This window comes from Streptomyces sp. NPDC060205, assembly GCF_042728395.1.
Classification (GTDB): domain Bacteria; phylum Actinomycetota; class Actinomycetes; order Streptomycetales; family Streptomycetaceae; genus Streptomyces.
Map to the genome: position 1 here is coordinate 1 of NZ_JBHWZP010000115.1, position 25,493 is coordinate 25,493.

Annotated in this window: 21 protein-coding genes; 7 read left to right on the forward strand and 14 right to left on the reverse strand. The window is 71.6% G+C overall.

All coding sequences use genetic code 11. The annotated features are described in order from the left end of the window. Nucleotides 1-186 precede the first annotated feature (186 nt). Together ACFWGJ_RS21160 and ACFWGJ_RS21165 are read right to left on the reverse strand one after the other, a co-directional pair. Entirely contained in the window at nucleotides 187-1,218 is a 1,032-nt protein-coding gene (locus ACFWGJ_RS21160; protein WP_387326708.1) for a LacI family DNA-binding transcriptional regulator, read from the reverse strand. Beyond that, nucleotides 1,215-3,665, reverse strand: a complete 2,451-nt coding sequence (locus tag ACFWGJ_RS21165; RefSeq protein WP_387326711.1) for a glycoside hydrolase family 2 protein — start codon at nucleotides 3,663-3,665, stop codon at nucleotides 1,215-1,217. Before ACFWGJ_RS21165 ends, ACFWGJ_RS21160 begins: the two co-directional genes overlap by 4 nt. Nucleotides 3,666-3,836: 171 nt before the next feature. Between ACFWGJ_RS21165 and ACFWGJ_RS21170 the strand changes: the two genes are divergently transcribed. From ACFWGJ_RS21170 to ACFWGJ_RS21180, 3 genes are read left to right on the forward strand one after another with little or no spacing between them, the layout of a single operon-like run. Continuing rightward, nucleotides 3,837-5,153 carry an extracellular solute-binding protein gene (locus tag ACFWGJ_RS21170; RefSeq protein ID WP_387326714.1) on the forward strand — a complete coding sequence of 439 codons (1,317 nt, stop codon included), beginning with the start codon at nucleotides 3,837-3,839 and terminating at the stop codon, nucleotides 5,151-5,153. Then, complete coding sequence (locus ACFWGJ_RS21175) at nucleotides 5,153-6,103, forward strand: carbohydrate ABC transporter permease (RefSeq protein ID WP_387326717.1); 951 nt, start codon at nucleotides 5,153-5,155, stop codon at nucleotides 6,101-6,103. Before ACFWGJ_RS21170 ends, ACFWGJ_RS21175 begins: the two co-directional genes overlap by 1 nt. Continuing rightward, nucleotides 6,100-6,948 carry a carbohydrate ABC transporter permease gene (locus ACFWGJ_RS21180; RefSeq protein WP_387326720.1) on the forward strand — a complete coding sequence of 283 codons (849 nt, stop codon included), beginning with the start codon at nucleotides 6,100-6,102 and terminating at the stop codon, nucleotides 6,946-6,948. Before ACFWGJ_RS21175 ends, ACFWGJ_RS21180 begins: the two co-directional genes overlap by 4 nt. Nucleotides 6,949-7,053: 105 nt before the next feature. On the opposite strand, the gene ACFWGJ_RS21185 is transcribed toward ACFWGJ_RS21180, so the two are convergent. The 3 genes from ACFWGJ_RS21185 to ACFWGJ_RS21195 all read right to left on the reverse strand — a co-directional run bounded on the left by ACFWGJ_RS21185 (nucleotide 7,054) and on the right by ACFWGJ_RS21195 (nucleotide 10,355). Further along, on the reverse strand, nucleotides 7,054-8,340 hold the full coding sequence (locus tag ACFWGJ_RS21185; protein WP_387326723.1) for an HRDC domain-containing protein: 1,287 nt from the start codon (nucleotides 8,338-8,340) through the stop codon (nucleotides 7,054-7,056). 191 nt (nucleotides 8,341-8,531) lie between these two features. Continuing rightward, entirely contained in the window at nucleotides 8,532-9,194 is a 663-nt protein-coding gene (locus ACFWGJ_RS21190; protein ID WP_055514175.1) for a response regulator transcription factor, read from the reverse strand. Nucleotides 9,195-9,728: 534 nt separating this feature from the next. After that, a complete protein-coding gene (locus tag ACFWGJ_RS21195; protein WP_387326763.1) occupies nucleotides 9,729-10,355 on the reverse strand; it encodes a DUF3000 domain-containing protein in 627 nt (208 codons plus the stop codon). A gap of 257 nt (nucleotides 10,356-10,612) precedes the next feature. Between ACFWGJ_RS21195 and hemE the strand changes: the two genes are divergently transcribed. Continuing rightward, complete coding sequence (gene hemE, locus ACFWGJ_RS21200; protein ID WP_387326727.1) at nucleotides 10,613-11,680, forward strand: uroporphyrinogen decarboxylase; 1,068 nt, start codon at nucleotides 10,613-10,615, stop codon at nucleotides 11,678-11,680. Between the two features lie 88 nt (nucleotides 11,681-11,768). On the opposite strand, the gene ACFWGJ_RS21205 is transcribed toward hemE, so the two are convergent. Continuing rightward, nucleotides 11,769-12,596, reverse strand: coding sequence for a rhomboid family intramembrane serine protease (locus ACFWGJ_RS21205; protein WP_387326731.1), 828 nt, complete (start codon nucleotides 12,594-12,596; stop codon nucleotides 11,769-11,771). A 101-nt stretch (nucleotides 12,597-12,697) separates the two neighbouring features. Between ACFWGJ_RS21205 and ACFWGJ_RS21210 the strand changes: the two genes are divergently transcribed. Further along, nucleotides 12,698-13,054 (forward strand): hypothetical protein, encoded by a 357-nt coding sequence (locus tag ACFWGJ_RS21210; protein WP_387326734.1) that lies wholly within the window; start codon nucleotides 12,698-12,700, stop codon nucleotides 13,052-13,054. A 228-nt stretch (nucleotides 13,055-13,282) separates the two neighbouring features. Here ACFWGJ_RS21210 and ACFWGJ_RS21215 read toward each other — a convergent pair whose 3' ends face one another. Together ACFWGJ_RS21215 and ACFWGJ_RS21220 are read right to left on the reverse strand one after the other, a co-directional pair. Next, complete coding sequence (locus ACFWGJ_RS21215; RefSeq protein ID WP_387326736.1) at nucleotides 13,283-14,683, reverse strand: FAD-dependent oxidoreductase; 1,401 nt, start codon at nucleotides 14,681-14,683, stop codon at nucleotides 13,283-13,285. A gap of 27 nt (nucleotides 14,684-14,710) precedes the next feature. After that, nucleotides 14,711-15,712: a DUF4349 domain-containing protein gene (locus ACFWGJ_RS21220; protein WP_387326739.1), complete on the reverse strand. Its 1,002-nt coding sequence runs from the start codon at nucleotides 15,710-15,712 to the stop codon at nucleotides 14,711-14,713. 191 nt (nucleotides 15,713-15,903) lie between these two features. Between ACFWGJ_RS21220 and hemG the strand changes: the two genes are divergently transcribed. Next, the gene (gene hemG / locus ACFWGJ_RS21225; RefSeq protein ID WP_387326742.1) at nucleotides 15,904-17,397 is read left to right on the forward strand and encodes a protoporphyrinogen oxidase; all 1,494 of its coding nucleotides are present in this window, start codon (nucleotides 15,904-15,906) and stop codon (nucleotides 17,395-17,397) included. A 4-nt stretch (nucleotides 17,398-17,401) separates the two neighbouring features. Continuing rightward, nucleotides 17,402-18,133, forward strand: a complete 732-nt coding sequence (hemQ, locus tag ACFWGJ_RS21230) for a hydrogen peroxide-dependent heme synthase (protein WP_387326745.1) — start codon at nucleotides 17,402-17,404, stop codon at nucleotides 18,131-18,133. A 154-nt stretch (nucleotides 18,134-18,287) separates the two neighbouring features. On the opposite strand, the gene ACFWGJ_RS21235 is transcribed toward hemQ, so the two are convergent. The 6 genes from ACFWGJ_RS21235 to ACFWGJ_RS21260 form a co-directional block, all read right to left on the reverse strand. Continuing rightward, nucleotides 18,288-19,895: an alpha/beta hydrolase gene (locus tag ACFWGJ_RS21235; RefSeq protein WP_387326748.1), complete on the reverse strand. Its 1,608-nt coding sequence runs from the start codon at nucleotides 19,893-19,895 to the stop codon at nucleotides 18,288-18,290. 192 nt (nucleotides 19,896-20,087) lie between these two features. Next, complete coding sequence (locus tag ACFWGJ_RS21240) at nucleotides 20,088-20,861, reverse strand: TIGR04222 domain-containing membrane protein (RefSeq protein WP_387326750.1); 774 nt, start codon at nucleotides 20,859-20,861, stop codon at nucleotides 20,088-20,090. 101 nt (nucleotides 20,862-20,962) lie between these two features. Further along, a complete protein-coding gene (locus tag ACFWGJ_RS21245; RefSeq protein ID WP_387326752.1) occupies nucleotides 20,963-21,754 on the reverse strand; it encodes a DUF4142 domain-containing protein in 792 nt (263 codons plus the stop codon). A 386-nt stretch (nucleotides 21,755-22,140) separates the two neighbouring features. After that, nucleotides 22,141-23,463: a DUF692 domain-containing protein gene (locus ACFWGJ_RS21250; protein ID WP_387326755.1), complete on the reverse strand. Its 1,323-nt coding sequence runs from the start codon at nucleotides 23,461-23,463 to the stop codon at nucleotides 22,141-22,143. 165 nt (nucleotides 23,464-23,628) lie between these two features. Then, nucleotides 23,629-24,420, reverse strand: coding sequence for a DUF4142 domain-containing protein (locus tag ACFWGJ_RS21255; RefSeq protein WP_387326758.1), 792 nt, complete (start codon nucleotides 24,418-24,420; stop codon nucleotides 23,629-23,631). A 188-nt stretch (nucleotides 24,421-24,608) separates the two neighbouring features. Beyond that, nucleotides 24,609-25,337, reverse strand: coding sequence for a peptidyl-tRNA hydrolase (locus tag ACFWGJ_RS21260; RefSeq protein WP_387326761.1), 729 nt, complete (start codon nucleotides 25,335-25,337; stop codon nucleotides 24,609-24,611). Nucleotides 25,338-25,493 lie beyond the last annotated feature (156 nt).

Consider the following 25,493-nt stretch of genomic DNA (forward strand, 5'->3'; position numbering starts at 1 on the left):
GGCTTTTCTCCGGCGCGGGGTATCCGTGCGACGAGCCACGACGGCGCCCCGTCAGGGGCGCGGGGAACTGCGCGCCCAGCCACCGCGGACCCGCATGTGACGCGGGACGGTCACCCCCACCCCCCAGGGGCGCGGGGAACTGCGCGATCAGCCCCCGCCGGTGCGCACCCGGCGTCGGACGGGGTGTCACCCCGGTGGGGCCGTGGAGCCCCGAGGGGTCAGTACCGGTGTGGGGACCGGGTGCGAACCCCCGGCCTCCCCACCCGTGATGACGCCGAACAACGTTCGAGCAACCTCCGCCCCGAACCCGTGCACGTCATGACTCATCGCCGACAACGTCGGATGCGTCAACCGGCACAGCTGCGAGTCGTCCCACGCCAGCAGCGACACGTCCCCCGGCACGGACAGCCCCATCTCGGACGCCACGGACAGCCCCGCCACCGCCATGATGTCGTTGTCGTACACGATCGCCGTCGGCCGGTCCGCAGCGGACGCGGAAAGCAGCGACCGTGTGGCCCGCGCCCCCGCCTCCCCGGAGAAGTCGGTCGCCACCTGCCACGCCCCGCTCAGTTCCAGCGCCCGCGCCGCCGCGTCGAACGCGGCCGTACGGATCGCCGTGTGCCCGAGCGCCGCCGCCCCGCCCACCCGCGCGATCCTCCGGTGCCCGAGCGCCGCGAGATACCGCACGGCTTCCGTGACGGCACTCGCGTCGTCGGTCCACACGGACGTGAGCCCGCCGGTCAGCGAGGGGTGTCCGACGGCCACGACGGGCATCCCGAGCCGTTCGACGGCGGCCACCCGCGGATCGTCGGCCCGGAAGTCGACCAGGATCGACCCGCTGACGTGCTTGCCCCGCCACCAGGAGTCCTGGAGCCCGACCTCCTCCTCCACGGTCCGCAGGAGCCGCAGCAGCAGCGAGCAGGAGTGCTCGGTCAGGACGCTCTCCACGCCCGAGATGAACTCCATGTAGAACGGTTCGAGCCCGAGCAGCCTCGCCGGCCGGCAGATCGCGAGCCCCACCACGTCCACCCGTCGCCCGGCCAGCGACCGCGCGGCGAGGTTCGGCGCCCAGCCCAGTTGCCGGGCCGCTTCGAAGATGCGGTCCCGGGTCGCCTCGGACAGCCCGGGTTTGTGGTTGAAGGCGAGCGACACGGCCCCTTTGGACACTCCGGCGCGGGCCGCGACATCCTTGATCGTGACACGGGACGGTGTGGTCATCGTGCGGGCTCCACGTAGTACAGGGCGGAGCGTACGGTCTCCGCGTCCGGATCCCCCAGAGTGTCCCAGCCCCGCACCCCGATGGTCACCTGTTCCCCGGGGAGCAGCGTGACGAGCCCCCGGTCGGCGGAGGCGCCGGGCGCCAGCCGGTCGGCCTGCAGCAGCAGATCCCGTACGAGTGTGTGGGCGGTGACCGTGATCTCCCCCGGAGCGGAGACCGAGACGTCGAACCGCGGCCTGGGGTACGGGATCTCGCGGTCGGCGGCAGGAAAGTACAGCGCCCGCAGCCCACCCGGGCTTCCCCCCGGGCCCCCGCCGACATCCCCGTCCCCGTCGGCCTCGCCCCCGTCCGCCACCAGGAACTCCTTGGGCCCCACCGGCACAAGATCCTCCGGTACCCGCAGGTCGCCGACCGCCCGTGCCCCCGTCGGCACCTCCACCTCCGCCTCCGCCACCACCCCGCCCTCCACCGACATCCGCCGCAGCACCACCCGGCAGGCCCACGGCCCGGCCGACTGGTTGACGGCCGCCAGTACGAGCCCGCCGGGCCGTGGCTGGAGCGTCAACAGCCGGTCCGCGTAAAGCCGTTTCAGCTCGTGGTAGAGCGGCTTCTCACGGCCGTCCCCGTCGATCGCGGCCCAACTGGTCACCGGCCAGCAGTCGTTGAGCTGCCAGAGGATGGTGCCCGCGCACACCGGCCAGTGTGAGCGCCAGTGCTCGATGCCGGCGGCGACGGCCCGTGCCTGGTTCACCTGCGTGAGGTGGTGCCACCGGTCGAAGTCGGCCTCGCCGAAGCCCCCTTCGGGTACGGCGAAGTGCCGGGCGAGCCCGCGCGCCAGCTTGCCGTTGCCGTCGTCGGCCTTCTGGTGGTGCAGCATGCCGGGGGAGTCGGGGGCCAGGACTTCTCCGGGCAGGGCGCGCCGCAGCGTGGCGTACGCGGGCGGTGCCTGCCAGCCGAACTCGGCCACGAACCGCGGGACGTCGAGCCGGTAGTCCGCGTGGTCCCGCCGGTTCCACACCTCCCACGAGTGATGGGTGCCGTGGGCGGGGTCGTTGGGGTGGTGGTCCCAGGATCCCGACCAGGGGCTGCCCGCCGTGTACGGCCGCGTCGGATCCAACTCGGCGACCACACGCGGCAGCAGACCGAGGTAGTACCCCTCGCCCCACGTCTCCCCGGCCAGCCGCCGCTCCCAGTCCCAGTCCCGGAAACCCCACAGGTTCTCGTTGTTGCCGTTCCACAGCACGAGCGAGGGATGCGGCATCAGCCGTACGACGTTCTCGCGTGCCTCGGCCTCCACCTCGCCCCGCAACGGCTGCTCCTCCGGGTAGGCGGCGCAGGAGAAGGGGAAGTCCTGCCAGACCAGCAGGCCCAGTTCGTCGCAGGCGTCGTAGAAGTCCTCGCTCTCGTAGAGTCCGCCGCCCCACACGCGTACGAGGTCCACGCCGGCGTCGGCCGCCTGGGTCAGCCGGGTGCGGTAGCGCTCGGGGGTGATCCGGGAGGGCAGGGCGTCGTCCGGGATCCAGTTGACACCACGGGCGAAGAGCCGCTCGCCGTTGACGACGAAGGTGAAGCCGGAGCCGTGCTCGTCGTCCCGCCGGTCCAGTTCGACGGTCCTGAAGCCGACGCGCCGCCGCCAGGAGTCCAGCGGCCCGCCCGCGTCGGAGAGGATCAACTCGACTGCGTACAGCGGCTGTTCGCCATGGCCGCGTGGCCACCACAGGTCGGCGTCCGGCACTTCGACGCGTACGACCGCACGCGTGCCGACGACCTCCACCGCCGCCTCGGCCCCGCCCACCCGGGCGTTCAGCGTCAGTCCGGCCTCCACCCGCGACCGCTCGACCTCCACGTGCAACTCGACGCGCCCCAGGCCCTGTTCGACCGTCACCAGGGGACGTACCCGCGCTATTCGGGCCGTCGTCCATTGTTCGAGGCGGACCGGTTTCCAGATGCCGGCCGTCACCAGGGTCGGGCCCCAGTCCCAGCCGAAGGAGCAGGCCATCTTGCGGACGTACTGGAAGGGCTCGGGGTAGACGTTCGGCCGCTCGCCGAGCCGTGCGCGTACCGACTCCGCCTCGTCGTAGGCGGACCGGAAGTGGACCGAGAGGCGCCCGCCGGGTCCCGTGACATCGAAGCGGTAGGAGCGGTGCATGTTCCGTACCGTGCCGAGGAGTTGGCCGTCCAGCCGGATCTCGGCGACCGTGTCCAGGCCGTCGAAGACGAGGTCGGTCTGCTCGTGCCCGCCCGGCGCCGGCGCGAGCGTCGTCTCGTACCGCCAGTCGCGCCGCCCCACCCACGCCACCTCGGTCTCGCCGCGTCCGAGGAACGGGTCCGGGACGACGCCCGCCGCCAGCAGATCCGTATGCACGCAGCCCGGCACCGTGGCCGGCAGTTCGGCCCCGTCGTGCCGCAGGACCCATCCCTCGTGGATCGGCGTGACATCCAGCATGCGCACTCCTAAACCGGTATAGGCCAACGCTGGCCGGACGGCAGTAATGGGGGTGGTAATGCCTGTCGATCCTTGGCGAAATAAGGACTTTACCGGTTTAGTACCGGCTGTCAGAGTGCGGAACCAGCCATCCCACTCGTGCTCATCCGTCCCTGAACGGAGCTGGTGAAGATGAACCACCGCACGAAGATCGCCGGAAGTCTCCTCGCCGCCGCACTGCTGGCCGCGGGCTGTACCGGAAGCGGAGGCGCGTCGAAGGGCGCGGACGCCGAGGCCCCCGACGACCCGGCCAAGGTGTCCGGCACGATCACCGTCCTCACCCACCGGACCGACCTCGTGCAGGACGGCACGATGAAGAAATACGCGGCCGAATTCAACAAGACCTATCCGAAGGTCAAGGTCGAGTTCGACGCCCTCACGGACTACGAGGGCGAGGTCAAGATCCGGATGAACACCGAGAACTACGGCGATGTGCTGATGATCCCCGCCGTGATCAAGAAGAACGACTACCCCAAGTTCTTCGCGTCCCTCGGTGCCGAGACCGACCGCGCGAAGAAGTACCTGTTCACCGACTTCACCACGGTCGACGGCAAGGTCTACGGGCAGAGCCCGATGGGAGCCCTCCCCGGCTTCCTCTACAACAAGCGGGTCTGGAAGGACGCCGGGATCACCGGCTGGCCCACCACACCGGCCGAGTTCGTCGCCGGGCTCAAGGCCGTCAAAGCGAAGACCGACGCGATCCCGTACTACACGAACTTCAAGGACATGTGGCCGCTCACGCAGTGGACGTACATGGACGGCGCGGTCAGCTGCGATCCCGAGGCCACCTCCCGCCTCGCCGAGGGCGACCCGTGGGCGAAGGGCGAGGACCTGCGCGTCGCCGACACCCTGCTGTACGACATCGTGCGCGGCGGCCTCATCGAGAAGGACCCGACGACCACCAACTGGGAAGCCTCCAAGCCCAAGTTGGCCAAGGGTGACATCGCCACGATGTGGCTCGGCTCCTGGGCGATCACCCAGTTCCGGGCGGCGGCGCGGCAGGCCGGCGCGAACCCGGACGACATCGGCTTCATGCCCTTCCCCGCGCAGCGGGACGGAAAGTTCTGCGCGACCATGTCGCCCGACTACAACCAGGCCGTCAACATCAACTCCGACCACAAGGCGGCGGCCCGCGCCTGGGTCGACTGGTTCACCGACACGTCCGGTTACGCGGCCGACAACCTGACCCTCTCCCCGGTCAAGGGCGCCCCGCTGCCCGAGGTGCTGCAGCCGTACGAGGACGCGGGCGTGCGGCTCATCGAACTCGACGACGCGAAGGGCGCGGAGGTCAAGGAGATCGACAACGAGTCGGAGGTCGGCCTCTACAAGCCGGACTACCGCCAGGACCTCGTCGACCTCGCCCGCGGGGCCAGGAAGGGCAGCCTCGACGACTTCCTCGGCGACCTCGGCAAGCGGTGGGAAGAGGCGCGGAAGTCCACGGGGTCCTGATGACGGACACGACCGAGAAGGCGGCGCGGCTGAAGGAGGCCGCGACCGCCGCCCGCCCGGCGCGCCCCCGCGCCCCGCGCCGGCTGCGCCTGCGGCGGGGGCTCACCCCGTGGCTGTTCCTCGCCGCCCCGCTGGTCCTGCTGATCACGTTCACGTACGCGCCGGTCGCCAACATGGTCGCGTACAGCTTCACCGACTGGGACGGCGTCAGTCCCGAGCTGAGCTACACGGGCACCGAGAACTACGTCGAACTCCTCACCCGCCCCGAGCTGTTCGAGGTCTTCTTCGTCAGCGGCTACTACCTGGCCGCGTCCGCCGTGCAGATCGTCGTCGCGCTCTACTTCGCGACGGTCCTGAGCTTCAACGTGCGCTTCCGGAACTTCTTCAAGGGCGTGCTCTTCTTCCCGTACCTGATCAACGGGGTGGCGATCGGTTTCGTCTTCCTCTACTTCTTCCAGGACGGCGGCACCCTCGACTCGGTCCTGAGCCTGCTCGGTGTCCACTCCGACCGCGCCTGGCTGGGCACCCCGGTCTCCGCGAACGTCTCCCTGGCCGGGGTCTCCGTCTGGCGCTACCTGGGCCTGAACTTCGTCCTGTTCCTCGGCGCGATCCAGTCCATCCCGGGCGAGCTGTACGAGGCGGCGCAGTTGGACGGAGCGAACCGCCGGCACCAGTTCCGGTACATCATCGCGCCCGGCATCAGGCCCGTACTCAGCCTGACCGTCATCCTCTCCGTCTCCGGCTCGCTGTCCGCCTTCGAGGTGCCGTTCATCATGACGGGCGGCGCGACCGGCACCGAGACCTTCGTGATCCAGACGGTGAAGCTGGCCTTCCAGTTCAACAAGACGGGGCTGGCCTCGGCGGCCGCGGTCGTCCTGCTCCTGATCATCCTGGCGGTGACCTGGGTGCAGCGACGCCTCGTCCCGGACGACAAGGTGGATCTCGTATGAGCCGTATACCCCGCGTCGCGCGCGGTGGGGTTGCCCGGACCCTCACCTACCTGTCACTGATCGCCGCGAGCGTGGTGGTCCTGCTGCCGCTCCTCGTCGTCCTGCTGACCTCCCTCAAGTCGGAGCAGGAGATGGCGGACGACAGCGGGGCGCTGCAGCTCCCGGACGACCCGCTGAACTTCGACAACTACGTGACGGCGTTTCAGGACGGCCGGATGCTCTCGGCGTTCGGGAACACCGCGTTCATCCTGCTCTTCTCCGTCACCGGCACGGTGATCATCGGATCGATGGCGGCGTACGCGATCGACCGCTACACCTTCCGCTTCAGGAAGCTGATCGTCGCGCTCTTCCTGGTCGCCACGCTCGTACCCGGCGTGACCACCCAGGTGGCGACCTTCCAGATCGTCGACAGCTTCGGCATGTTCGACACCCGCTGGGCGCCGATCGCGCTCTACATGGGCACGGACATCGTCTCGATCTACATCTTCCTGCAGTTCGTCCGGTCGATCCCCGTCTCGCTCGACGAGTCCGCCCGGCTCGACGGCGCGAACGCCTTCACGATCTACCGGAAGATCATCCTGCCGCTGCTGAAGCCCGCGATCGCGACGGTGGTCATCGTGAAGGGGATCACCGTCTACAACGACTTCTACATCCCGTTCCTGTACATGCCGTCCGAGGATCTTGGCGTGATCTCAACGTCCCTGTTCCGCTTCAAGGGCCCGTTCGGAGCACATTGGGAGAACATCTCGGCAGGAGCGGTCCTGGTCATCCTCCCCACGCTGCTGGTCTTCCTGTTCCTCCAGCGCTACATCTACAACGGCTTCACCAGGGGCGCGACGAAGTAAGCCCTGTAAGGGGCGCGGGGAACTGCGCGACCAGCCACAACGGACGGTCAGTCGCGAATCCTCCGCACCACCCACGGCGAGAGGCGCTCCAGGGGGAGGCCGGACCTACTCCTTGGTCTTGGCCTTCACCGCCAGCGCAGCAACAAGCACAGGCGTCACCTGCGCAACCTGCCAAGCGCGAGCCCCGTACCCCGCAAGCGCAGCCGCGACGGACGCCGCGTCCGGAGCGGCCGGCGGTTCCCAGCAGACCCGCCGAACCGTGTCCGGAGTGATCAGGTTCTCCTGAGGCATGTTGAGGGACTCGGCCAGTGCGGACACCGCGGCCCGTGCCGCCGACAACCGCGCCGCGGCGGCCGGATCCTTGTCGGCCCAGGCGCGCGGCGGAGGCGGCCCGGCCAGCGGCTGCCCCGGCTGCGGCAGCTCGGCGTCGGGAAGCTCCTTCGCCCGGTCCACGGCCGCCTGCCACTGATCCAGCTGGCGCCGGCCCATCCGGTGCCCGAAGCCGTTCAGCGCGGCGAGCGCGTGCACATTGGCCGGTACGGCCAGCGCGGCCTCGACGATCGCCCCGTCACCGAGGATCTTGCCCGGTGAGATGTCCCGGCGGCGCGCGGCCCGGTCCCGGGTCTCCCACAGCTCCCGTACGACGGCCATCTGCCGGCGGCGGCGCACCTTGTGCATGCCCGAGGTGCGGCGCCACGGGTCCTTGCGGGGCTCCGGCGGCGGCGCCGAGGCGATCGCGTCGAACTCCTCGCGGGCCCACTCCAGCTTGCCCTGCCGGTCCAGCTCCTTCTCCAGCGCGTCCCGCAGATCGACGAGCAGCTCCACGTCGAGCGCTGCGTAGCGCAGCCACGGCTCGGGCAGCGGGCGGGTCGACCAGTCGACGGCCGAGTGCCCCTTCTCCAGTACGAAGCCCAGGACGCCCTCGACCATCGCGCCGAGCCCGACCCGCGGGAACCCGGCGAGCCGGCCCGCCAGCTCGGTGTCGAAGAGGCGGCTGGGGACCATACCTATCTCCCGCAGACACGGCAGATCCTGGGTGGCCGCGTGCAGCACCCACTCGACTCCGGAGAGCGCCTCGCCCAGGCCCGACAGGTCGGGACAGGCGACGGGGTCGATGAGCGCGGTGCCCGCGCCCTCGCGGCGCAGCTGCACCAGATACGCGCGCTGGCCGTAGCGGTATCCGGACGCGCGCTCGGCGTCGACGGCGACGGGGCCGGTGCCGGCGGCGAACGCGGCGATCATCTCGGCGAGGGCGTCCTCGTCGGTGATCACCGGCGGAATTCCGTCGCGGGGCTCCAGCAAGGGGATCGGCGCCGGTTCGACGTCGTCCGGAGGAGCGCCTCCGGTGGTTCGCAGTGAACTGTCTGCTGCGGTCTCTTGGGCGTCGGTCACCTGTCAAGGGTATCTGTGTATGACAGACGCCCGTCGACGGAACGTTCCGTCGACGGGCGTCGGAGGGTCGTAAACCAGTCAGGTCGGTGAATCCTGCATCGGTCGAACGTCCTGGTTCGTGCGGAGGAGACGAGCCGGATCGGACGAAGGGGATGATCCGGGCCGGGCGAAGGTGATGGTTTCGGTGGGGGTCAGTGGATGATTCCCGTGCGCAGGGCCACCGCCACCATGCCGGCGCGGTCACCCGTGCCGAGCTTGCGGGCGATGCGGGCGAGGTGGCTCTTGACGGTCAGCGCGGACAGGCCCATCGAGACGCCGATGGCCTTGTTCGACTGGCCCTCCGCCACCAGCCGGAGCACCTCGACCTCACGGCCGGACAGCTCGCGGTAGCCGCCCGGGTGGCTCGGGGAACCCGGGGGGCGGCGGTGCATACGGGCGGCGGCCGAGCCGATGGGGGCGACGCCCGGCCGGGTGGGAAGCCCGACGTTCGTACGGGTACCGGTGACGACATAGCCCTTGACGCCGCCCGCGAGGGCGTTGCGTACGGCGCCGATGTCGTCGGCGGCGGACAGGGCCAGGCCGTTCGGCCAGCCCGCGGCACGGGTTTCGGACAGGAGGGTGAGGCCGGAGCCGTCGGGGAGATGGACGTCTGCGACACAGATGTCGCGGGGGTTGCCGATGCGGGGACGAGCCTCCGCGACGGACGAAGCCTCGATCACGTCGCGAACACCGAGCGCCCACAGATGGCGGGTGACGGTGGACCGCACGCGGGGGTCGGCCACGACCACCATCGCGGTCGGCTTGTTCGGGCGGTAGGCGACCAGGCTTGCGGGCTGCTCAAGGAGAACGGACACCAGGCCTCCTGGGGTGCGGGACGGGGGACCGGCTGTGGGGATGAAGCCGGGACGAACCGTGCTTTCAAGGTCACAGAGGTCTTCGGCATCAAACCCGTCCGCCTTTAGAGAATGATCACGATTTGGTGAGTAATAATGCGTGCAATTCGGACGCACGATCGATCATCCGAAGATCGAAACGAGTCCGCTCCGCTTCGATACGAGGCCGAAAGTGGTCGTATCGATAAAAGGGCAAACGTGTTTTCGTGCAGGCCGGGGGTGGTCCGGGGGTGCGTGAGGGGGTCGCGGGGGGCGCGATCGGGGCGCGGGCGCGGCAGGCCACCCTTCAGAGGTGCCCCGGAAGGGGGAGGTCGGACGGAGGGTTGACGGTGGGCCTCGGAACACGACTGAAGCCGCACCTCGCAAGAGGCACGGCTTCAGAAGGGGCGCCCCGTAAGGGGCGCGGGGAACTGCGCGACCAGCCACGACGCACCGCGGACGACGTCCGGGCCGTCCGGCGGGGGCTGGGACAAACGGGGGGCTAAGGCAAAGCGCCTAGCGACTCTGCGGCCCCCGCCGCTGCGGCAGCGTCACCACGGAGGCATCGCCCGGCGCGGCCGGCGGCAGCCCGGCGATCTGCGCGAGCAGGTCGCACCAGGAAGCCAGATGCGACTCGGTGTCGGGCACCCCGCCCAGCCCCTCACGCGGAGTCCAGGACGCCCGGATCTCGATCTGGGAGGCCGCGGGCCGCTCCGACAGACCGCCGAAGTAGTGCGAGCTGGCCCGCGTGACCGTCCCGCTGGGCTCGCCGTACGACAGCCCGCGGGCCTTGAGCGCACCCGTCAGCCACGACCAGCAGACATCGGGCAGCAGCGGATCGGAGGCCATCTCCGGCTCCAGCTCCGCACGGACCAGCGTCACCATGCGGAACGAGCCCTGCCAGGCGTCGTGCCCGGCCGGGTCGTGCAGCAGGATCAGCCGGCCGTCCGCCAGGTCCTCGTCACCGTCGACGACGGCGGCCTCCAGCGCGTACGCGAACGGCGCGAGCCGTCGCGGTGCCTTCGTCGGATCGATCTCGATCTGCGGCCGCAACCGCGCGGCCCTGAGCGCATCGACGGCGGCTCGAAAAGGCAGCGGAGCCGCCTCCATCGCATCCCGCTCCCCCTCCTTCGGGTCGTCCATTCCAGCGCCGTCCGACAGTCGTCCCTGAGCCGCAGCCATGCGGGGAAGATTAAGGGGAACAGAGCCTTTGCGCAGGGAGAGACACCCGTGCGCCGGACCACTGTCCGGATCGCGTTTCCGAAAAGCGCCCCCGAACGCGCCGTTTCGCGACGGTACGTAACGGAGTGCGGGTCGGGTGTCCCCGCGGCGGGCCGAGCGGCGGACCCCGCGTCGGACCCCGGCTTCCGGTGCCCCGCGGCCGTGCGAGACTTTTCGTCGTGAGCGTCATTGACCGCCCCAAGGGCCAGCAGCCGACCGCGACCTACGACTCCGCCTTCCTCAAGGCGTGCAGGCGTGAACCCGTGCCGCACACGCCCGTGTGGTTCATGCGGCAGGCCGGACGCTCACTGCCCGAGTACCTGAAGGTGCGCGAGGGCATCCCCATGCTGGAGTCCTGCATGCGGCCCGAACTGGTCGCCGAGATCACCCTCCAGCCGGTCCGCCGGCACAAGGTGGACGCGGCGATCTACTTCAGCGACATCGTCGTACCGCTGAAGGCCATCGGTGTCGACCTGGACATCAAGCCCGGCGTGGGCCCGGTCGTCGCGAAGCCGATCCGCACCCGCGCCGACCTCGACCAGCTGCGCGATCTGACACCGGACGACGTCTGGTACGTCACCGAGGCGATGGGCCTGCTCACGCGTGAGCTGGGTCCGACCCCGCTCATCGGTTTCGCGGGCGCGCCGTTCACCCTCGCGAGCTACCTCGTGGAGGGCGGTCCGTCCCGCAACCACGAGCACACCAAGTCGCTCATGTACGGCGATCCGCAGCTGTGGGCCGACCTGCTCGACCGGCTCGCCGACATCACCGCCGCGTTCCTTCAGGTGCAGATCGAGGCGGGCGCCTCCGCCGTCCAGCTCTTCGACTCCTGGGTCGGCGCCCTCGCCCCCGCCGACTACCGGCGCTCGGTGCTGCCCGCCTCCGCGAAGGTCTTCCGGGCCGTCGAGTCGTACGGCGTTCCGCGCATCCACTTCGGTGTGGGTACGGGGGAGCTGCTGGGGCTCATGGGGGAGGCCGGGGCGGATGTCGTCGGCGTCGACTGGCGGGTGCCGCTGGACGAGGCGGCGCGGCGGGTCGGGCCCGGGCGGGCGCTTCAGGGGAACCTCGACCCCGCTGTGCTCTTCGCTCCGACCCCGGTCGTGGAGCACAAGGCCCAGGAGGTGCTCGACGCCGCCGCGGGGCTTGAGGGGCATGTGTTCAACCTCGGGCACGGGGTGCTGCCGTCGATGGATCCGGATGCGTTGACGCGGCTCGTGGAGTACGTGCAGCGGAGCTCGCAGCGCTGAGGTTCGACCGGGTTCGTCTTCACCTGCGGGCCGGTGGGGGCTTGTCGCGCCGTTCCCCGCGCCCCTAGCGGGGCCCTGGGGGCGGCGCTCACCAGCGGTGGTGGGCTCTTCTGCCCCACAGGAGGCCGCGTGGTTGCGGTGGGGGCGGGGTGCCCCGGCGCAGGGGCCAGGCCAGGAGCATGCCTGTCAGGAAGCCGACCACGTGGGCCACGTACGCGACGGTGCCGGCCTCGGAGACGCCCTTGCCGGACGAGTACACCGCCTGCAGGCCGAACCAGAAGCCCAGCACGATCCAGGCGGGCAGCCGCAGCGGCAGGAAGATCAGGAACGGGACCAGGACCCAGACCCTGGCCCGTGGGTACAGGACCAGATACGCGCCCAGCACCCCCGCGATAGCGCCCGACGCACCGATCAGCGGGTCGGTCGAGTCGGCGTTGACCAGCGCGAAGCCGTAGGCCGCCGCGTAGCCGCAGGCCACGTAGAAGAGCGCGTAGCGGATGTGGCCGAGACGGTCCTCGATGTTGTTGCCGAAGATCAGCAGGAAGAGCATGTTGCCGAGCAGGTGCACCCAGCCGCCGTGCAGGAACATCGCCGTGAGGACCGACAGCGGGGGTGACTTGTCGTAGCCGGGCGGGCCTACGGCACAGCCGCGGCCCAAGGCGCCCGTCCCCACGTCACCGGTGGGGACCGTCGCCGGGAGCTGTCCGTGGATCAGCTCCCTCGGGATCGCCGCCCACTGCTCCAGGAACGCGTGCAGCTGGCACAGCTGGGACAGGTGGGAGGGGCCGCCGTCGCCGGTGAGAGAACTCGCCACGCCCGGAGTGGCCAGGAAGACCACGAAGTTGGCGGCGATCAGCGCGTACGTCACATAGGGCGTGCGGCGGGCCGGGTTCACGTCATGGACGGGTATGACCACGGAGGAATCCTGCCCCGGTTCGGGCAGTCTGAACGGGGGTGGCGTCGCGTGCGTATGTTTCGGCAACCGCCCGTGATCCCGCAATACGTGAGGAACAGGTCATGAACGACCGAGCCGCTCAGCCGTTGATCGCCACGCCGGACGGCGAGGCGGAACTCGCCGTCGTACTCAGGCTGTCCTGGGAGGACGTGGCCGCGCTCGGCCAGGAGGCGGGGCGGCTGGCCGCGAGCATGCAGCGGCCCGTGACGCTGGACGAGGCGGCGAGTCATCGGCTGCGGGGGCGGCAGGCGGGGTCGCATGCGCGGCCTGCGGCCGCGGCCGCGTCCGCCATGCCGGCGGCTGCGCCCGCCGCTGTGGGCGGGCCTCAGGTGTCCGCCGTGTCGTCGTTGTCGCGGACGCCGGGGGAGCAGGCTCGGCAGGCCATAGAGAAGATCAATGGGAATGCCCAGGGGGCCTGAGGACACCGTTCCGCTGGCCGCGGTGGGGGCCGGTCGCGCAGTTCCCCGCGCCCCTGGGGGTGGGGGCTGCGGTCGTGTGTCGGCTGGGCGCCGGTGGGGGCTTGTCGCGCAGTTCCCCGCGCCCCTGAGGGGGGTGGGGCTGCGGGCGTGTGTCTGCCGGCCGCCGGTGGGGGCTTGTCGCGCCGTTCCTCGCGCCCCTTTAGGGTGCGCCCTCTTGGGCCTTCGGCCCTACTGGGTTGTTTTGCGTACCGCTGTCACCGCCTTGCGGGCCGCTACCAGGATGGGGTCCCAGACCGGGGAGAACGGTGGGGCGTAGCCCAGGTCCAGGGCTGTCATCTGTTCGACCGTCATGCCTGCCGTGAGGGCGACCGCGGCGATGTCCACGCGCTTGGCGGCGCCCTCGCGGCCGACGATCTGGACGCCCAGGAGGCGGCCGGTGCGCATTTCGGCGAGCATCTTGACCGTCATGAGGTCGGCCTTCGGGTAGTAGCCCGCGCTGTTCGTCGACTCGATCGTCACCGCTTCGAAGCGCAGCCCCGCCCGGTGCGCGTCCTTCTCACGCAGGCCCGTACGGGCGATCTCCAGGTCGCAGACCTTGCTGACGGCCGTGCCGACGACACCGGGGAACGTGGCGTAGCCGCCGCCGACGTTCGAGCCGATCACCTGGCCGTGCTTGTTCGCGTGGGTGCCCAGCGCGATGTGGCGTTCGCTGCCGGAGACCAGGTCGAGGACCTCGACGCAGTCGCCGCCCGCCCAGATGTTCTCGTGGCCGCGCACCCGCATGGCCAGATCCGTCAGCAGTCCCTTGTGGTCGCCGAGCGGCAGCCCCGCCGCCTCGGCGAGTGTCGTCTCCGGCCGGACGCCGATGCCGAGGACCACCACGTCCGCCGCGTACTCGGCGTCCTCCGTGGCGACCGCGCGCACCCGGCCGTCGTCACCGGTGAGGATCTTGGTGACCTCGGCGTCGTTCACCATGGTGATGTTCATGCCCTCCATGGCCTCGTGCACCAGGCGGCCCATGTCGGGGTCGAGCGTGGCCATCGGCTCCTTGCCGCGGTTGACGACCGTCACCTCGTACCCGCGGTTGATCAGCGCCTCGGCCATCTCCACGCCGATGTAGCCCGCGCCGATCACGACCGCGCGGCGGCCCTCCGTGCGGCTCAGCGTGTCGATGAGCGCCTGTCCGTCGTCGAGGGTCTGCACCCCGTGCACCCCGGGGGCGTCGATGCCGGGCAGCGACGGCCGCACCGGGCGGGCGCCCGTCGCGATCACGAGCTTGTCGTACGACGTCCAGGTCTCGGTCCCGGAGTCCAGGTCGCGGGAGCGCACCCGGCCGCCGTCCACGTCGAGTTCCGTGACCTCCGTACGCATCCGCAGGTCGATGCCGCGTTCCCGGTGCTCCTCGGGCGAGCGGGCGATCAGCTTGTCCCGCTCGTCGACCTCGCCGCCCACCCAGTACGGGATGCCGCACGCGGAGTAGGAGCTGAAGTGGCCCCGCTCGAAAGCGATGATCTCCAATGCGTCGGGGCCCTTCAGCCTGCGTGCCTGGGACGCGGCGGACATGCCCGCCGCGTCCCCTCCGACGACCACCAGACGCTCTTTCGTACGGTTCTCGCGACTCATAGTCATGCGAACACGCTACGGCGGTCCGGCATTTCAGTCCCGCTCAGGCTCGCCGTTCGCCGTCGCGGTCGTCGCGGTCGCCGCCGCGCCGCGCGGTGTCCGGCCGCGCAGGAAACGTACCCACAGGAACAGCAGCAGCGCCGCGCCCACCAGGAACGGAAGGACCGCGCCCAGCGCCAGCGCGATCCAGCGGAACATGCTCACGAACGCGTCCCAGCCGCCCCCGAGCGCGTCGGCGAAGGTGGGATCGTCGTCCTCGGCCGCCTTCTTCACCGGTGTCTCGGACAGCGACAGCGTGATCGTGGCCAGGCTCGTACGGTCCTTCAGCGAGGCCTGCTGGGCGAGCAGCGACTCCAGGTCGGCCTGGCGCGAGCTCAACTCGCCCTCCAGGGTGACCACATCGCTCAGCTTGGAGGCCCGGTCCATCAGCTCGCGGATCCGTGCCACGCTGGCCCGCTGCGTCTTGACGCGGCTGTCCACGTCGACGACCTGCTCGGTGACGTCCTCCGCCTTCGCCTTGAGGTCGAGGAGCTTGCCCGAGCCCTCCAGTTCGGTGCGGACCTCCTCGTACTTCTCCGCCGGGACCCGCAGGACGACCCGGGACCGCTCGCGGCCCTCGGAGTCGCGGTCCGTGGTCTCGTCGCCGACCAGGCCGCCCGCGTTCTCGACCACCGTGCGGGCCTCGGCGAGCGACTTCGGTACGTCCTTGACCTGCACGGTCAGCGAGGCGGTGTGGATGATGTGGACGGCCGGCCCCGGCACCGGGGCGGCCTTCCTGCCCTTGGATCCGTCCGCGCCGCTGTCGGCCGCGCTGCCCTCGGCCGCCGCGCCCGCTCCCGCGTCGCGGGCGTCCGAGTCGGCGGCCTTGTCCCCGGCCGAGCTGTCGGACCCGCCGTCGTCCGAGGCCGTGCACCCCGTGAGGGCGAGGGCGCCGGAGAGCAACAGCGCCGAGAGGAGCTGGATGGGGCGTGCGGTGCGGTACCAAGTCGTGCCGCTGCCCTTGCCGCCGCTCCTGCCACTGCCGTGTGTGCGCATGTCGTGTACCCCCGAGGTGTCGTGATGAGCGTCGTGATGTCCGACGTTCCTTCGACGCGCGGGCCCCGCGGGACGTTGGCCGGATCCGGTCCCGAAGAGGTCACGGTCCGGCCTCGGCACGGACACCCCGGTCACGCGCCGGGGCGGCGGGGGCCCCGGTGACGGCGTACCGGGTCTGGGACAGTGGACCCATGCACGCAGACACACGTACGGGGCCGGGTCACGTCGTCGTCATCGGGGGCGGTATCGCCGGTCTGGCCGCCGCGCACCGGCTGCTGAACGCCGGCGCGCGCGTGACCGTCCTGGAGGCCTCCGACCGGCTCGGCGGCAAGCTGCTGCCGGGCTCGGTCGCGGGCGCCCGGGTCGACCTCGGCGCCGAGTCGATGCTCGCGCGGCGGCCCGAGGCGGTCGCGCTGGCCCACGAGGTCGGCCTCGCCGACCGGCTCCGCCCGCCGAACACGGTGGGTGCCTCGATCTGGACGCGCGGGGCGCTGAAGCCCATGCCCAAGGGACATGTCATGGGTGTCCCCGCGGACGCGGCGGCCCTGTCCGGGGTGCTCTCCGAAGAAGGCCTGCGCCGCATCGAGCGCGACCGCGAGCTGCCGCGCACCGAGGTCGGCGACGACGTGGCGGTGGGCGCCTTCGTCGCCGAGCGCCTCGGCCGCGAGGTCGTCGACCGGCTCGTCGAACCCCTGCTCGGCGGGGTTTACGCGGGCGACGCGTACCGCATCTCGATGCGCTCGGCCGTCCCGCAGCTCTTCGAGGCCGCCCGTACGCACGCCTCGCTCACGGAGGCGGTCCGCGAGATCCAGGCGAAGGCCGCACGCGGTCAGCAGCCGGATCAGCCGGCCGGGCCGGTCTTCATGGGCATCGAGGGCGGCATCGGCCAACTGCCGCGCGCCGTCGCCGAGTCGGTACGGGCCCGGGGCGGCGAGATCGTCACGGGCGCACCGGTCACGGAACTGCGCCGGGTCACCGGCGACGCGGCCGGCGCCGAACGGCGGGAGGGCTGGCGGGTCGTCACGGGCGACCGGACGCTGGTGGCCGACGCCGTCGTCGTGGCGGTCCCCGCGGGCGCCGCCGCCGCGCTGCTCGGCGCCGAGGCGCCCGCCGCCGCGGCCGAGCTGGCGACCGTCGAGTACGCCTCCATGGCGCTGATCACCCTCGCCTACCGCCGCGAGGGGACCGCCCTCCCCGAAGGCAGCGGATTCCTGGTCCCGCCCGTCGACGGGCGGACCATCAAGGCGTCGACGTTCGCGTCCCAGAAATGGGGCTGGATCGCCGAGGAGAACCCGGACACGGTCGTCCTGCGCACCTCCGTCGGCCGGTACGGGGAGACGGAGATCCTCGGCCGCGAGGACGCCGACCTCGTCGACGTGTCCCGGCACGACCTGCGCGAGGCCACCGGCCTCACCGCGGAGCCCCTGGAGACCCGGGTGACCCGCTGGGACGACGGACTGCCCCAGTACCCGGTCGGGCACCACGCGCGCGTGGCCCGCATCCGCGAACACATCGCGAAGGTGCCGGGCCTCGCGGTGTGCGGAGCGGCGTACGACGGCGTGGGCATCCCGGCCTGTATCGCGAGCGCGAACGCCGCCGTGGACCGGCTGCGGGGCGACGACCGGCTGACGGACGCGCTGACCGCCCACCCGGTGCAGAGCCTGCACGGCGGAGCGGGAGAATAGCCCCATGAGTGACGACGCCCCCATCACCGGCCCGGCCAGGACCCCGAACGCCGGCAAGAAGGCCAAGGACCTCAACGAGGTCATCCGCTACACCCTCTGGTCCGTGTTCAAACTGCGCGACGTGCTCCCCGAGGACCGCACCGGCTACGCGGACGAGGTCCAGGAACTGTTCGACCAGCTCGCCGCCAAGGACGTCACGGTCCGCGGCACGTACGACGTGTCGGGGCTGCGCGCCGACGCCGACCTCATGGTCTGGTGGCACGCCGAGACCGCCGACCAGCTGCAGGAGGCGTACAACCTCTTCCGCCGTACGAAGCTGGGGCGCGCGCTGGAGCCGGTCTGGTCGAACATGGCGCTGCACCGGCCGGCGGAGTTCAACCGCTCGCACGTGCCCGCGTTCCTCGCCGACGAGACGCCGCGCGACTACATCAGCGTGTATCCGTTCGTGCGCTCCTACGACTGGTACCTGCTGCCGGACGAGGACCGGCGGCGGATGCTCGCCGACCACGGCAAGATGGCGCGCGGCTACCCCGACGTGCGGGCCAACACGGTCGCCTCGTTCTCGCTGGGCGACTACGAGTGGATCCTCGCGTTCGAGGCGGACGAGCTGTATCGCATCGTGGACCTCATGCGGCACCTGCGTGCGTCGGAGGCGCGCATGCACGTGCGCGAAGAGGTCCCGTTCTACACGGGCCGCCGCAAGTCCTTGCCGGACCTGATCGCGTCCCTCGCCTGAGCCCCATAAGGGGCGCGGGGAACTGCGCGACCAGCCACGGCCGGTCCGCAGACGCGGGGATACGCCCGACGCCCCCTTCGGGGCGGACCCCCGCAGGGGGTGGTGCGTCGGCTGCGGCCCCGGTGGGGGCGGGCCGCGCAGTTCCCCGCGCCCCCTAAAGCCCCTGGCGGGGCTTCGGGGGCTCGTGGGGGGCGCAGGTCGTCCGGGCGGCCGGCACCCGGCCCTCCAGGAGGTACGCGTCCACGTGGGCGTTCACGCACGTGTTGGACCCGCCGGCGATCCCGTGCGACCCGGCCCCCAGCTCCGTGACCAGGGAGGATCCCGCCAGCCGCCGGTGCATCTCCACCGCCCCGGCGTACGGCGTCGCCGCGTCCCGTTCCGCCGCGAGGACGAGCGTGGGCGCCAGCTCACCGGGGAACGTGCGGACGTCGAGCGGCCGTTGCCGCGGCAGCGGCCAGTAGGCGCACGGCAGGTTCATCCACGCGTTGGACCAGGTCTCGAAGGGCGCCACGCGCGCGAGACGCGTGTTGTCGCGGTCCCAGGTGTGGAAGGACCGCGGCCAGGGCGCGTCGTTGCACTCGATCGCCGTGTAGACGGCCTTGCTGTTCTCCTGCTCCTCCACCGCGTCCCGGTGCGGCGCCGCCTGCCGGATCAGCGGCTTCGGGTCGCCCTTCAGATACGCGGAGAGCGCCTGCGCGCGCTGCGGCCAGTAGTCGTCGTAGTACCCGGCCTGCAGGAACGCGCCGTGCAGCTGTCCCGGTCCGACCTCGCCGCCCGCGGGCTCCGCCGCGAGCCGCGCCCGTACCCGCTCGTAGCTGCGCCGCACCTCCTCCGCCGTGCGGCCCAGCCCATACACCTTGTCGTGCTGGGCCGTCCACGTACGGAAGTCGGCCCAGCGGCGCTCGAAGGCGGCCGACTGGTCGAGGTTGTTGCGGTACCAGACCTTCGCCGGGTCCGGGTTCACGGCCGAGTCGAGGACCATCCGGCGTACGTGCGAGGGGAACAGCTCCGCGTACAGGGCCCCGAAGTACGTGCCGTAGGAGGCCCCCATGAAGGTCAGCTTCCGCTCGCCCAGGGCGGCGCGCAGGACGTCCAGGTCGCGGGCGTTGTTGAGGGAGGTGTAGTGCCTGATCGCGCGGCCCGACCGTTCGACACAGCCTCGCGCGTACGCCTTCGCCCGCGCGACGCGCTCCTCCTTGTACGGCTCCGAGGGGTTCGCCGGTGACTGCGTGGGCCCCTTCAGGAGCTGTTTCGGGTCCTGGCAGGAGAGCGGGGCCGAGCGGGCCACCCCGCGCGGGGCGTACCCGACGAGGTCGTACGCCGACGCGATGCGTTTCCACTCCGGGATCATGCCGATCAGCGGGAAGTACATGCCGGACGCGCCGGGACCGCCGGGGTTGTAGACGAGCGCGCCCTGCCGCGGCACGGACCGCTTGCGGTCCCTGGGGTCCTTGCCGGTCGCCCGCACCCGGCTGACCGTCAGTTCGATCTGCTCGCCGTCGGGGTGCGCGTAGTCGAGCGGGACCGTGACCGTGCCGCACCGCAGGGTGGCCGGGCCGTCCTCGTCCTCGGTACACGTCCCGAAGCGGATGCCGTCGGCGGCGGCCCGTTCGGCGGCGACCGCCGTGCCGTGCCGCTCGGCCCGGCCGGACGAGGTCCAGCCGGACGAGGCCCGGGCGCTTTCCGCGGGTGCGACGGCTACGGCGACGACGGCGGTCAGGATCAGGGATCCGGCCGTTCCGCGGAGGACGGCAGCTCGCATCGGGTTCCCTTCACCGCACGACAGTAATAAAAGGGATATTTGGTCCGGGGTCCGGTGAAGTAAAGAACCGGCCCGCGGATGTCGGCCCAATGACTCCGATGCGCACCCGGCGTGCGCCCCGCAAGGGCGCGGGGAACCGCGCGACCGGCCCCCACCTGCCCGCGGAGGTACGACGCTGCCTCCGCCGAGCGCTCAGGCGTGCGGCTCGCGGTGTCCGAAGGCCGCCCGCAGGTTCGGTTCGCCGACCGCGCGGATGCCGCGCACGGCCACGGTGGTGAGGTACGTACGGTCGTCGCTGTCGGGGGCCGCCCGGTGGGTCAGGGAACTGAGCAGGTGCTGGCCGGCCGGGGACGCCCAGCGGGTGTAGGGGTGCACCTCGATCCGCGCGATGGCCAGACAGCTCATGGTGAGGATGAGGGGCAGCGTGAACCACACGGCCACCAGCGCCCGCTCGTGCTGTGCCTGAGCGGGCATCAGCAGCGCGACGGCGGCCAGCACCAGCACGGCCGCCGCGGCCGACCGCACCTGCTGCACGGCGCCCGCGACGGTGGTGCGCGCCCCGTCAGGGACGGCGAGGCCCGCCGCGACCAGCCGGTCGGCGAGCACGCGTACGGACTCCGCGGCGGCGGCGGTCGTACGGACCGGTGCGATCCGGGACTGTCCGTCGGGGCCTATCGCGCCCAGGACGGACCGCTCCATCTCGTCCCGGCCGCGCGGGTCCACGACGGTCGCCCAGCCGGTGTGGGCGAGCAGCAGCCGGCGCTGGCGGGCCATCGACACGAGCGTCAGATCGGCGACCCGGGCGGGGCCGCCCGACAGGAACGCGGCCTCGTAGAGCGTCAGGCCGCGTCCGTCGAGCGTGTGCGTGTCGTCCGCGGCGGCGGCGCGGACCGAGGCCAGGCACAGGCGCGTACAGGCCGTGCCCGCCACGGCCCAGGCGAGGAGAAGGAGGAGGACCCAGAACATGCCGGATTTCTATGCGACGCGGGACCGGCCGCGCCACGGCTTGTTCACAATGTGGACGAAGCGTCGCCATGGTGTGACGTTTCGTGTCAACGGTACTTCGGTTACTGGGACTTGTTGTCGCTGCCGTCCGCCGGGTCCTCGGGTGGCGGGGCGGTCGCGGCCGGGGGCAGGGAGTAGGTCGGGGTGGGGGTGGCGGGCACGGGGGGACTGGGTGAGGCCTTCGGGCCGGGAGGTGCGGGGGAGTAGGTGAGCGGGGGCGCGCTCGCGGAGGCCGCGTCGCGGGCCAGGGCGTCGAAGTCGACCAGACCGGTCGCCTCCAGGACCGTGATGTGGTCCAGCACCGTCGTGTTCGCGTCGTCGGCGAGATCGCGGACGAGTGAGTTGCGGGTGTTCGCGCGGATCTGCGCGACCAGGCCGAACACCTTGCCGTGCGCGGCGCGGAGGATGTTCGCGAACTGCCGGTCGTACTCCCTGCCCCGTGCCGCGCTCAGCGTGGCGAGCCAGCCGCGCTGCTGTTCGCTGGGCTGGTTGGGCAGTTCGAGGCCGAGCCGGGCGGCCACGGCGCGTACGCGCGCGTCCAGGAACGTATGGCCCTCGACGAGGTGCTCGCCCGCCGTCCGTACGGCCTTGGTGGTGCCGCGTTCCTCGGCCTGCTGTCCGGCGGGCAGCTCCCACAGGCCCGCGAGCCGGACCTTCGTGACGAACTCCCGGTCCTGCGCGGACAGCGGTCCGAAGCTCGTCGACACGCTCTCGGCGTTCAGGGTGTCCACGCCCGTGCCCGACCGGTCCGCGTACGACCAGATCGGGAAGACGAGCGCCACGAGGGTCGTCGTCAGTCCCGCGATGATGAGCCCGGTGCCGGTGAACAGTCCGCGGCCGTCGATGGATCGCATGGTGCCTCCTGTTGCGGCACCGCACGTTAGTGCGCTTCTGATGGAGGTTGGCATATTACTTCGTCGCGTACGCCAACTGTGGTACGGGTTTGGACGAATGCAGTAGGCGGGCCGAACGGGCCTACCTGGACCGGCGGGATCGGTGTCTCCGCAGGCGGGGGCGGTGCGGTGGGCCGCGCCGGGCGGTCGTCCGGGCCCGGCCCGCGTCAGGCCCGTACGGGATGCGCTGTGTGCCGGCTGGGTGCGGGCCCGCGCGGACCGGTCGCCGCGCGGCGGCGCTGAGCAGGCACGGGGCCCGCGTTCTTGGACACACCGGGTACGGCTGTCGCCCGGGTGAGCGACGTCACGGGCGGCGAGGGCCTTCTACGCCGCCCGCCGACCGGTTCTCAACGCCTCAGCAGCACCCGGCGCGTGGCGCGTGCCAGCCGGGCCGCCGGGCGCTGCGACAGCGGCTCCGGGCCCGAACGCTCCAGCCACCAGTCGCTCAGCGCGCGCCGCACGGCCGGGTCCCGCAGACGCCCCTCGAACAGCAGGTGCTCGGCGAAGTCCAGCGCGTCCCGGCGGTAGCCGTCGGTCATCGGGTGGCCGTGCGCGTACGCCAGGAACGCCTTGCGGTACGCCTCGGCCAGGATCTCCGGCAACTCGGGGGCGACCTTGGCCACGACATCGGCCCGCTTCCCGGCCAGCGCCCGGGCCTGCACGGCCAGCCGGGTCCGGTCGAACCCCTCGGGCACGGGCGTCCCCGCGACGAGCGCGGACAGCAGGGCGGCCTGCGCGAGGGCGAGCCGCTGCCGGGCGGGGCCGGTGGGCGCCTGTGCCCCGGGCTCGTGGGCCTCGTGCGCCACGACGGCAGCCGGGCCGTCGCCGGCCTCCTTCGAGGGCGCTGCGGCCTTCTCGACCGTCTCGCGGATCGTGAGCAGTTCGCGTTCCAGCTCGGCCGGTTCGGGGAAGTTCTCGTCGCGCTCCAGGAGCACACCCGGCGGGCGGACGCGGGAGGCCAGCTCGGCGAGCACGTCGAGGACCGCCGGGGGCACGGCGTGCGCGTGGCTGTCGTGCCAGACGCCGTCCCGTTCGAAACCGCCGGCGACATGGACGTACGCGATGGCCTCGACGGGCAGTTCGTCGAGCGCCTTGGCCGGGTCCTCGCCCCGGTTGACGTGGTTGGTGTGGAGGTTGGCCACGTCGATGAGCAGGCGTACGCCGGTACGGTCGACCAGGTCGTACAGGAACTGGCCCTCGGTCATCTCCTCGCCCGGCCAGCAGATCAGCGCCGCGATGTTCTCCACCGCGAGCGGCACGGGCAGCGCGTCCTGGGCGATCCGGACGTTCTCGCACAGGACGTCGAGGGCGTCGCGGGTGCGGGGGACGGGCAGCAGGTGTCCGGCCTCCAGGAGCGGCGAGGCGGTCAGCGGCCCGCCCGCCCGGACGAACGCGATGTGCTCGGTGACCAGCGGGGAGCCGAGCGCCTCGGCGCGGGCCGCCAGATCGGCGAGTTTCTCTTCGGCGGGGCGGTCGGCGCCGCCGAGCCCGAGCGACACCCCGTGCGGGACCACGGTCACCCCGCGCTCCCGCAGCCGCACCAGCGATTCGGGGAGGTGCCCGGGGCAGATGTTCTCGGCGACGGCCTCGACCCAGTCGATGCCGGGCATGCGCTCCACGGCCTCGGCGATCTCCGGCCGCCACCCGATTCCCGTACCCAGGTTCTTCATCGTCCCCTCCGCTCCTCCACCACGACTTCACCAGGACCTTGCGCGTCTCCTTCGACGGACCTGTGTTCCGGCGTGACGGGGTGATGGCCCCGTCAGGCGGGGCCGAACCCATCGGCGGGGACGTTCAGAGCAACATTTGAGGTTCCGGCCGTCACTACGACGTCACTACGACGAGGGGGTGGCGTCCGGGTCCTCGGGGTCGGGGCGGTTGGTGTTGACCGTGCCCGGGGCCCCGGGGGAGGGCCGTGACGTGGTGTTGATGTCACCGGTCGCCTCGGCGGGCGGCGCCGAACTGGGCACCACTCCGGGAACCGGCGCCGCCGGGCCGGTCGGGCTGGCCGTTGCTCCGACCACCGAGTCGTTGGCGATCGCCTCGAAGTCGACGTTGCCGGTCTTCTCCAGAATCGTGATGTGGTCGAGCACGGTCTGGTTGGCGTCCGAGGCGAGCTGCCGCACCAGCGTGTTGCGCGTCTGGTTCCGTACCGCGCCGATCGCCGGGAAGATCTTGCCGTGCGCGGAGCGCAGCAGGTTCGCCCACACCTTGGGGTAGTCAGCGTCGCTCGCGTTGGTCATCTGCTGCAGCCAGCCCTGCTGCTGCTCGTTCGGCTGGTTCGGCAGCTCGACGCCGAGATCCCGCGCGACCCCCCGCACCCGCTTGTCGAGGTCGGTGTGACCGACGATCAGGTGGTCGGCGGCCTCCTTCATCGCCGGACTGGGACTGCGTTCGAGGGCCTGCTGCCCGGCGGGCAGCTCCCACAGGCCCGCCAGCCGCACCCGGACGATCAGGTCACGGTCGGTGGCGGTCAGCGGCCCCCACTTCGTCTGTACGGTCCCGGCGGCGAGGTTCGCCGGTCCCGTCCCGGCGCGGTCGGCGTACGACCACACGGGGAACGCGAGCGCGCCGAGCGTTCCGACGAGTGCCACGATGACGAGGGCCGTACCGTTGATACGCCGCACAGGTGCCTCCGGATTTTTACCAACTGGTCGTTGGGAATCTGTACTTGGCCAGCGCCAGAAGATACGGACGGGACGGCGGGCATGTTCAATGGTTCGTGTCTGCTGTGTCACAGACCTCACACGGCTGAGCCACAGTCCCGCGCCGCGCCTGCGCCGCGCCTGCGCCGCGCCCCCGCCCCGGCAGTCGCCTACCGCCGGTCAAGGCGCAGTGCCGGGTGGTCGGCGACCACCGTGCAGGAGCCCGGGGCGATCTCCGTGAAGCCGGCGTCGCGGACCAACGGCAGGCCGCTCGTGACCAGTTGCTCCCAGTGGCCGGGCTCCGCCGTGCGGACGGCGAGGGGGAAGCCGGCTTCGCGCCAGGCCGTGCGGTCCTCGCCGGACAGCTCCCACCAGGCCAGCTGGGCGCCGTGGCCCGCCTGGGCCATCGCCTTGCCCGCCGACATCTCCAGGTCCGGGCTCAGCCACAGCACGGGCGTGGCCGCGTCGGTGTCCGCGGGCGCCTCCGGGTCGTCGAGGTCCGTGCCGGAGACCTGGAGGCGGGCCAGGTCCTTGGGCCAGCCGTCGAGCGGGACCGGCGGGAAGACGCGGACCTCGGCGGACTTGCCCGTGACGGTGATGCCGGGCAGGGCCTCCGCGCGGCGCCACTCCGCGCCGCGGGCCCGGCGCACGACCTTGCGGATGCGGGCGTCCTGCCAGTCGTGGACGGCCTGCGCCCACTCGCCCTCACCGAGCGAGCGCTCGTCGCTGAGGAGGACCAGGACGGCGCGGGCGGCGGTCTCCAGGGCGTCCGTGCGGGCGGGGGGTTCGTTGCGTTCGATGCGGGCGACCAGGGGCAGTACGAACTGCGGTGCGTCGTCGCGGGGGGTGCGTTCGTGCTGGAAGGGGCTGTCCTGTGTTCCGTCGCTGCTCACGTGCACCAGTTTGCCAGGAGGGGGGGGGGGGGGGGCCGGGGGTGGTGACGTGCGGGTCCGTCGGGGCTGGTCGCGCAGTTCCCCGCGCCCCTAAAAGACTGCGCCGTTCCCCGCGCCCCTTAAAGGCAAAAGATTGCGCCGTTCCCCGCGCCCCTAAAAAGG

Coding starts and splice junctions, on each gene's coding strand:
- ACFWGJ_RS21160 (WP_387326708.1), bottom strand. CDS start 1,218: ATGACCACACCGTCCCGTGTCACGATCAAGGATGTCGCGGCCCGCGCC.
- ACFWGJ_RS21165 (WP_387326711.1), bottom strand. CDS start 3,665: ATGCTGGATGTCACGCCGATCCACGAGGGATGGGTCCTGCGGCACGAC.
- ACFWGJ_RS21170 (WP_387326714.1), top strand. CDS start 3,837: ATGAACCACCGCACGAAGATCGCCGGAAGTCTCCTCGCCGCCGCACTG.
- ACFWGJ_RS21175 (WP_387326717.1), top strand. CDS start 5,153: ATGACGGACACGACCGAGAAGGCGGCGCGGCTGAAGGAGGCCGCGACC.
- ACFWGJ_RS21180 (WP_387326720.1), top strand. CDS start 6,100: ATGAGCCGTATACCCCGCGTCGCGCGCGGTGGGGTTGCCCGGACCCTC.
- ACFWGJ_RS21195 (WP_387326763.1), bottom strand. CDS start 10,355: ATGGACGACCCGAAGGAGGGGGAGCGGGATGCGATGGAGGCGGCTCCG.
- ACFWGJ_RS21210 (WP_387326734.1), top strand. CDS start 12,698: ATGAACGACCGAGCCGCTCAGCCGTTGATCGCCACGCCGGACGGCGAG.
- ACFWGJ_RS21215 (WP_387326736.1), bottom strand. CDS start 14,683: ATGACTATGAGTCGCGAGAACCGTACGAAAGAGCGTCTGGTGGTCGTC.
- ACFWGJ_RS21220 (WP_387326739.1), bottom strand. CDS start 15,712: ATGCGCACACACGGCAGTGGCAGGAGCGGCGGCAAGGGCAGCGGCACG.
- hemG (WP_387326742.1), top strand. CDS start 15,904: ATGCACGCAGACACACGTACGGGGCCGGGTCACGTCGTCGTCATCGGG.
- hemQ (WP_387326745.1), top strand. CDS start 17,402: ATGAGTGACGACGCCCCCATCACCGGCCCGGCCAGGACCCCGAACGCC.
- ACFWGJ_RS21235 (WP_387326748.1), bottom strand. CDS start 19,895: ATGCGAGCTGCCGTCCTCCGCGGAACGGCCGGATCCCTGATCCTGACC.
- ACFWGJ_RS21240 (WP_387326750.1), bottom strand. CDS start 20,861: ATGTTCTGGGTCCTCCTCCTTCTCCTCGCCTGGGCCGTGGCGGGCACG.
- ACFWGJ_RS21245 (WP_387326752.1), bottom strand. CDS start 21,754: ATGCGATCCATCGACGGCCGCGGACTGTTCACCGGCACCGGGCTCATC.
- ACFWGJ_RS21250 (WP_387326755.1), bottom strand. CDS start 23,463: ATGAAGAACCTGGGTACGGGAATCGGGTGGCGGCCGGAGATCGCCGAG.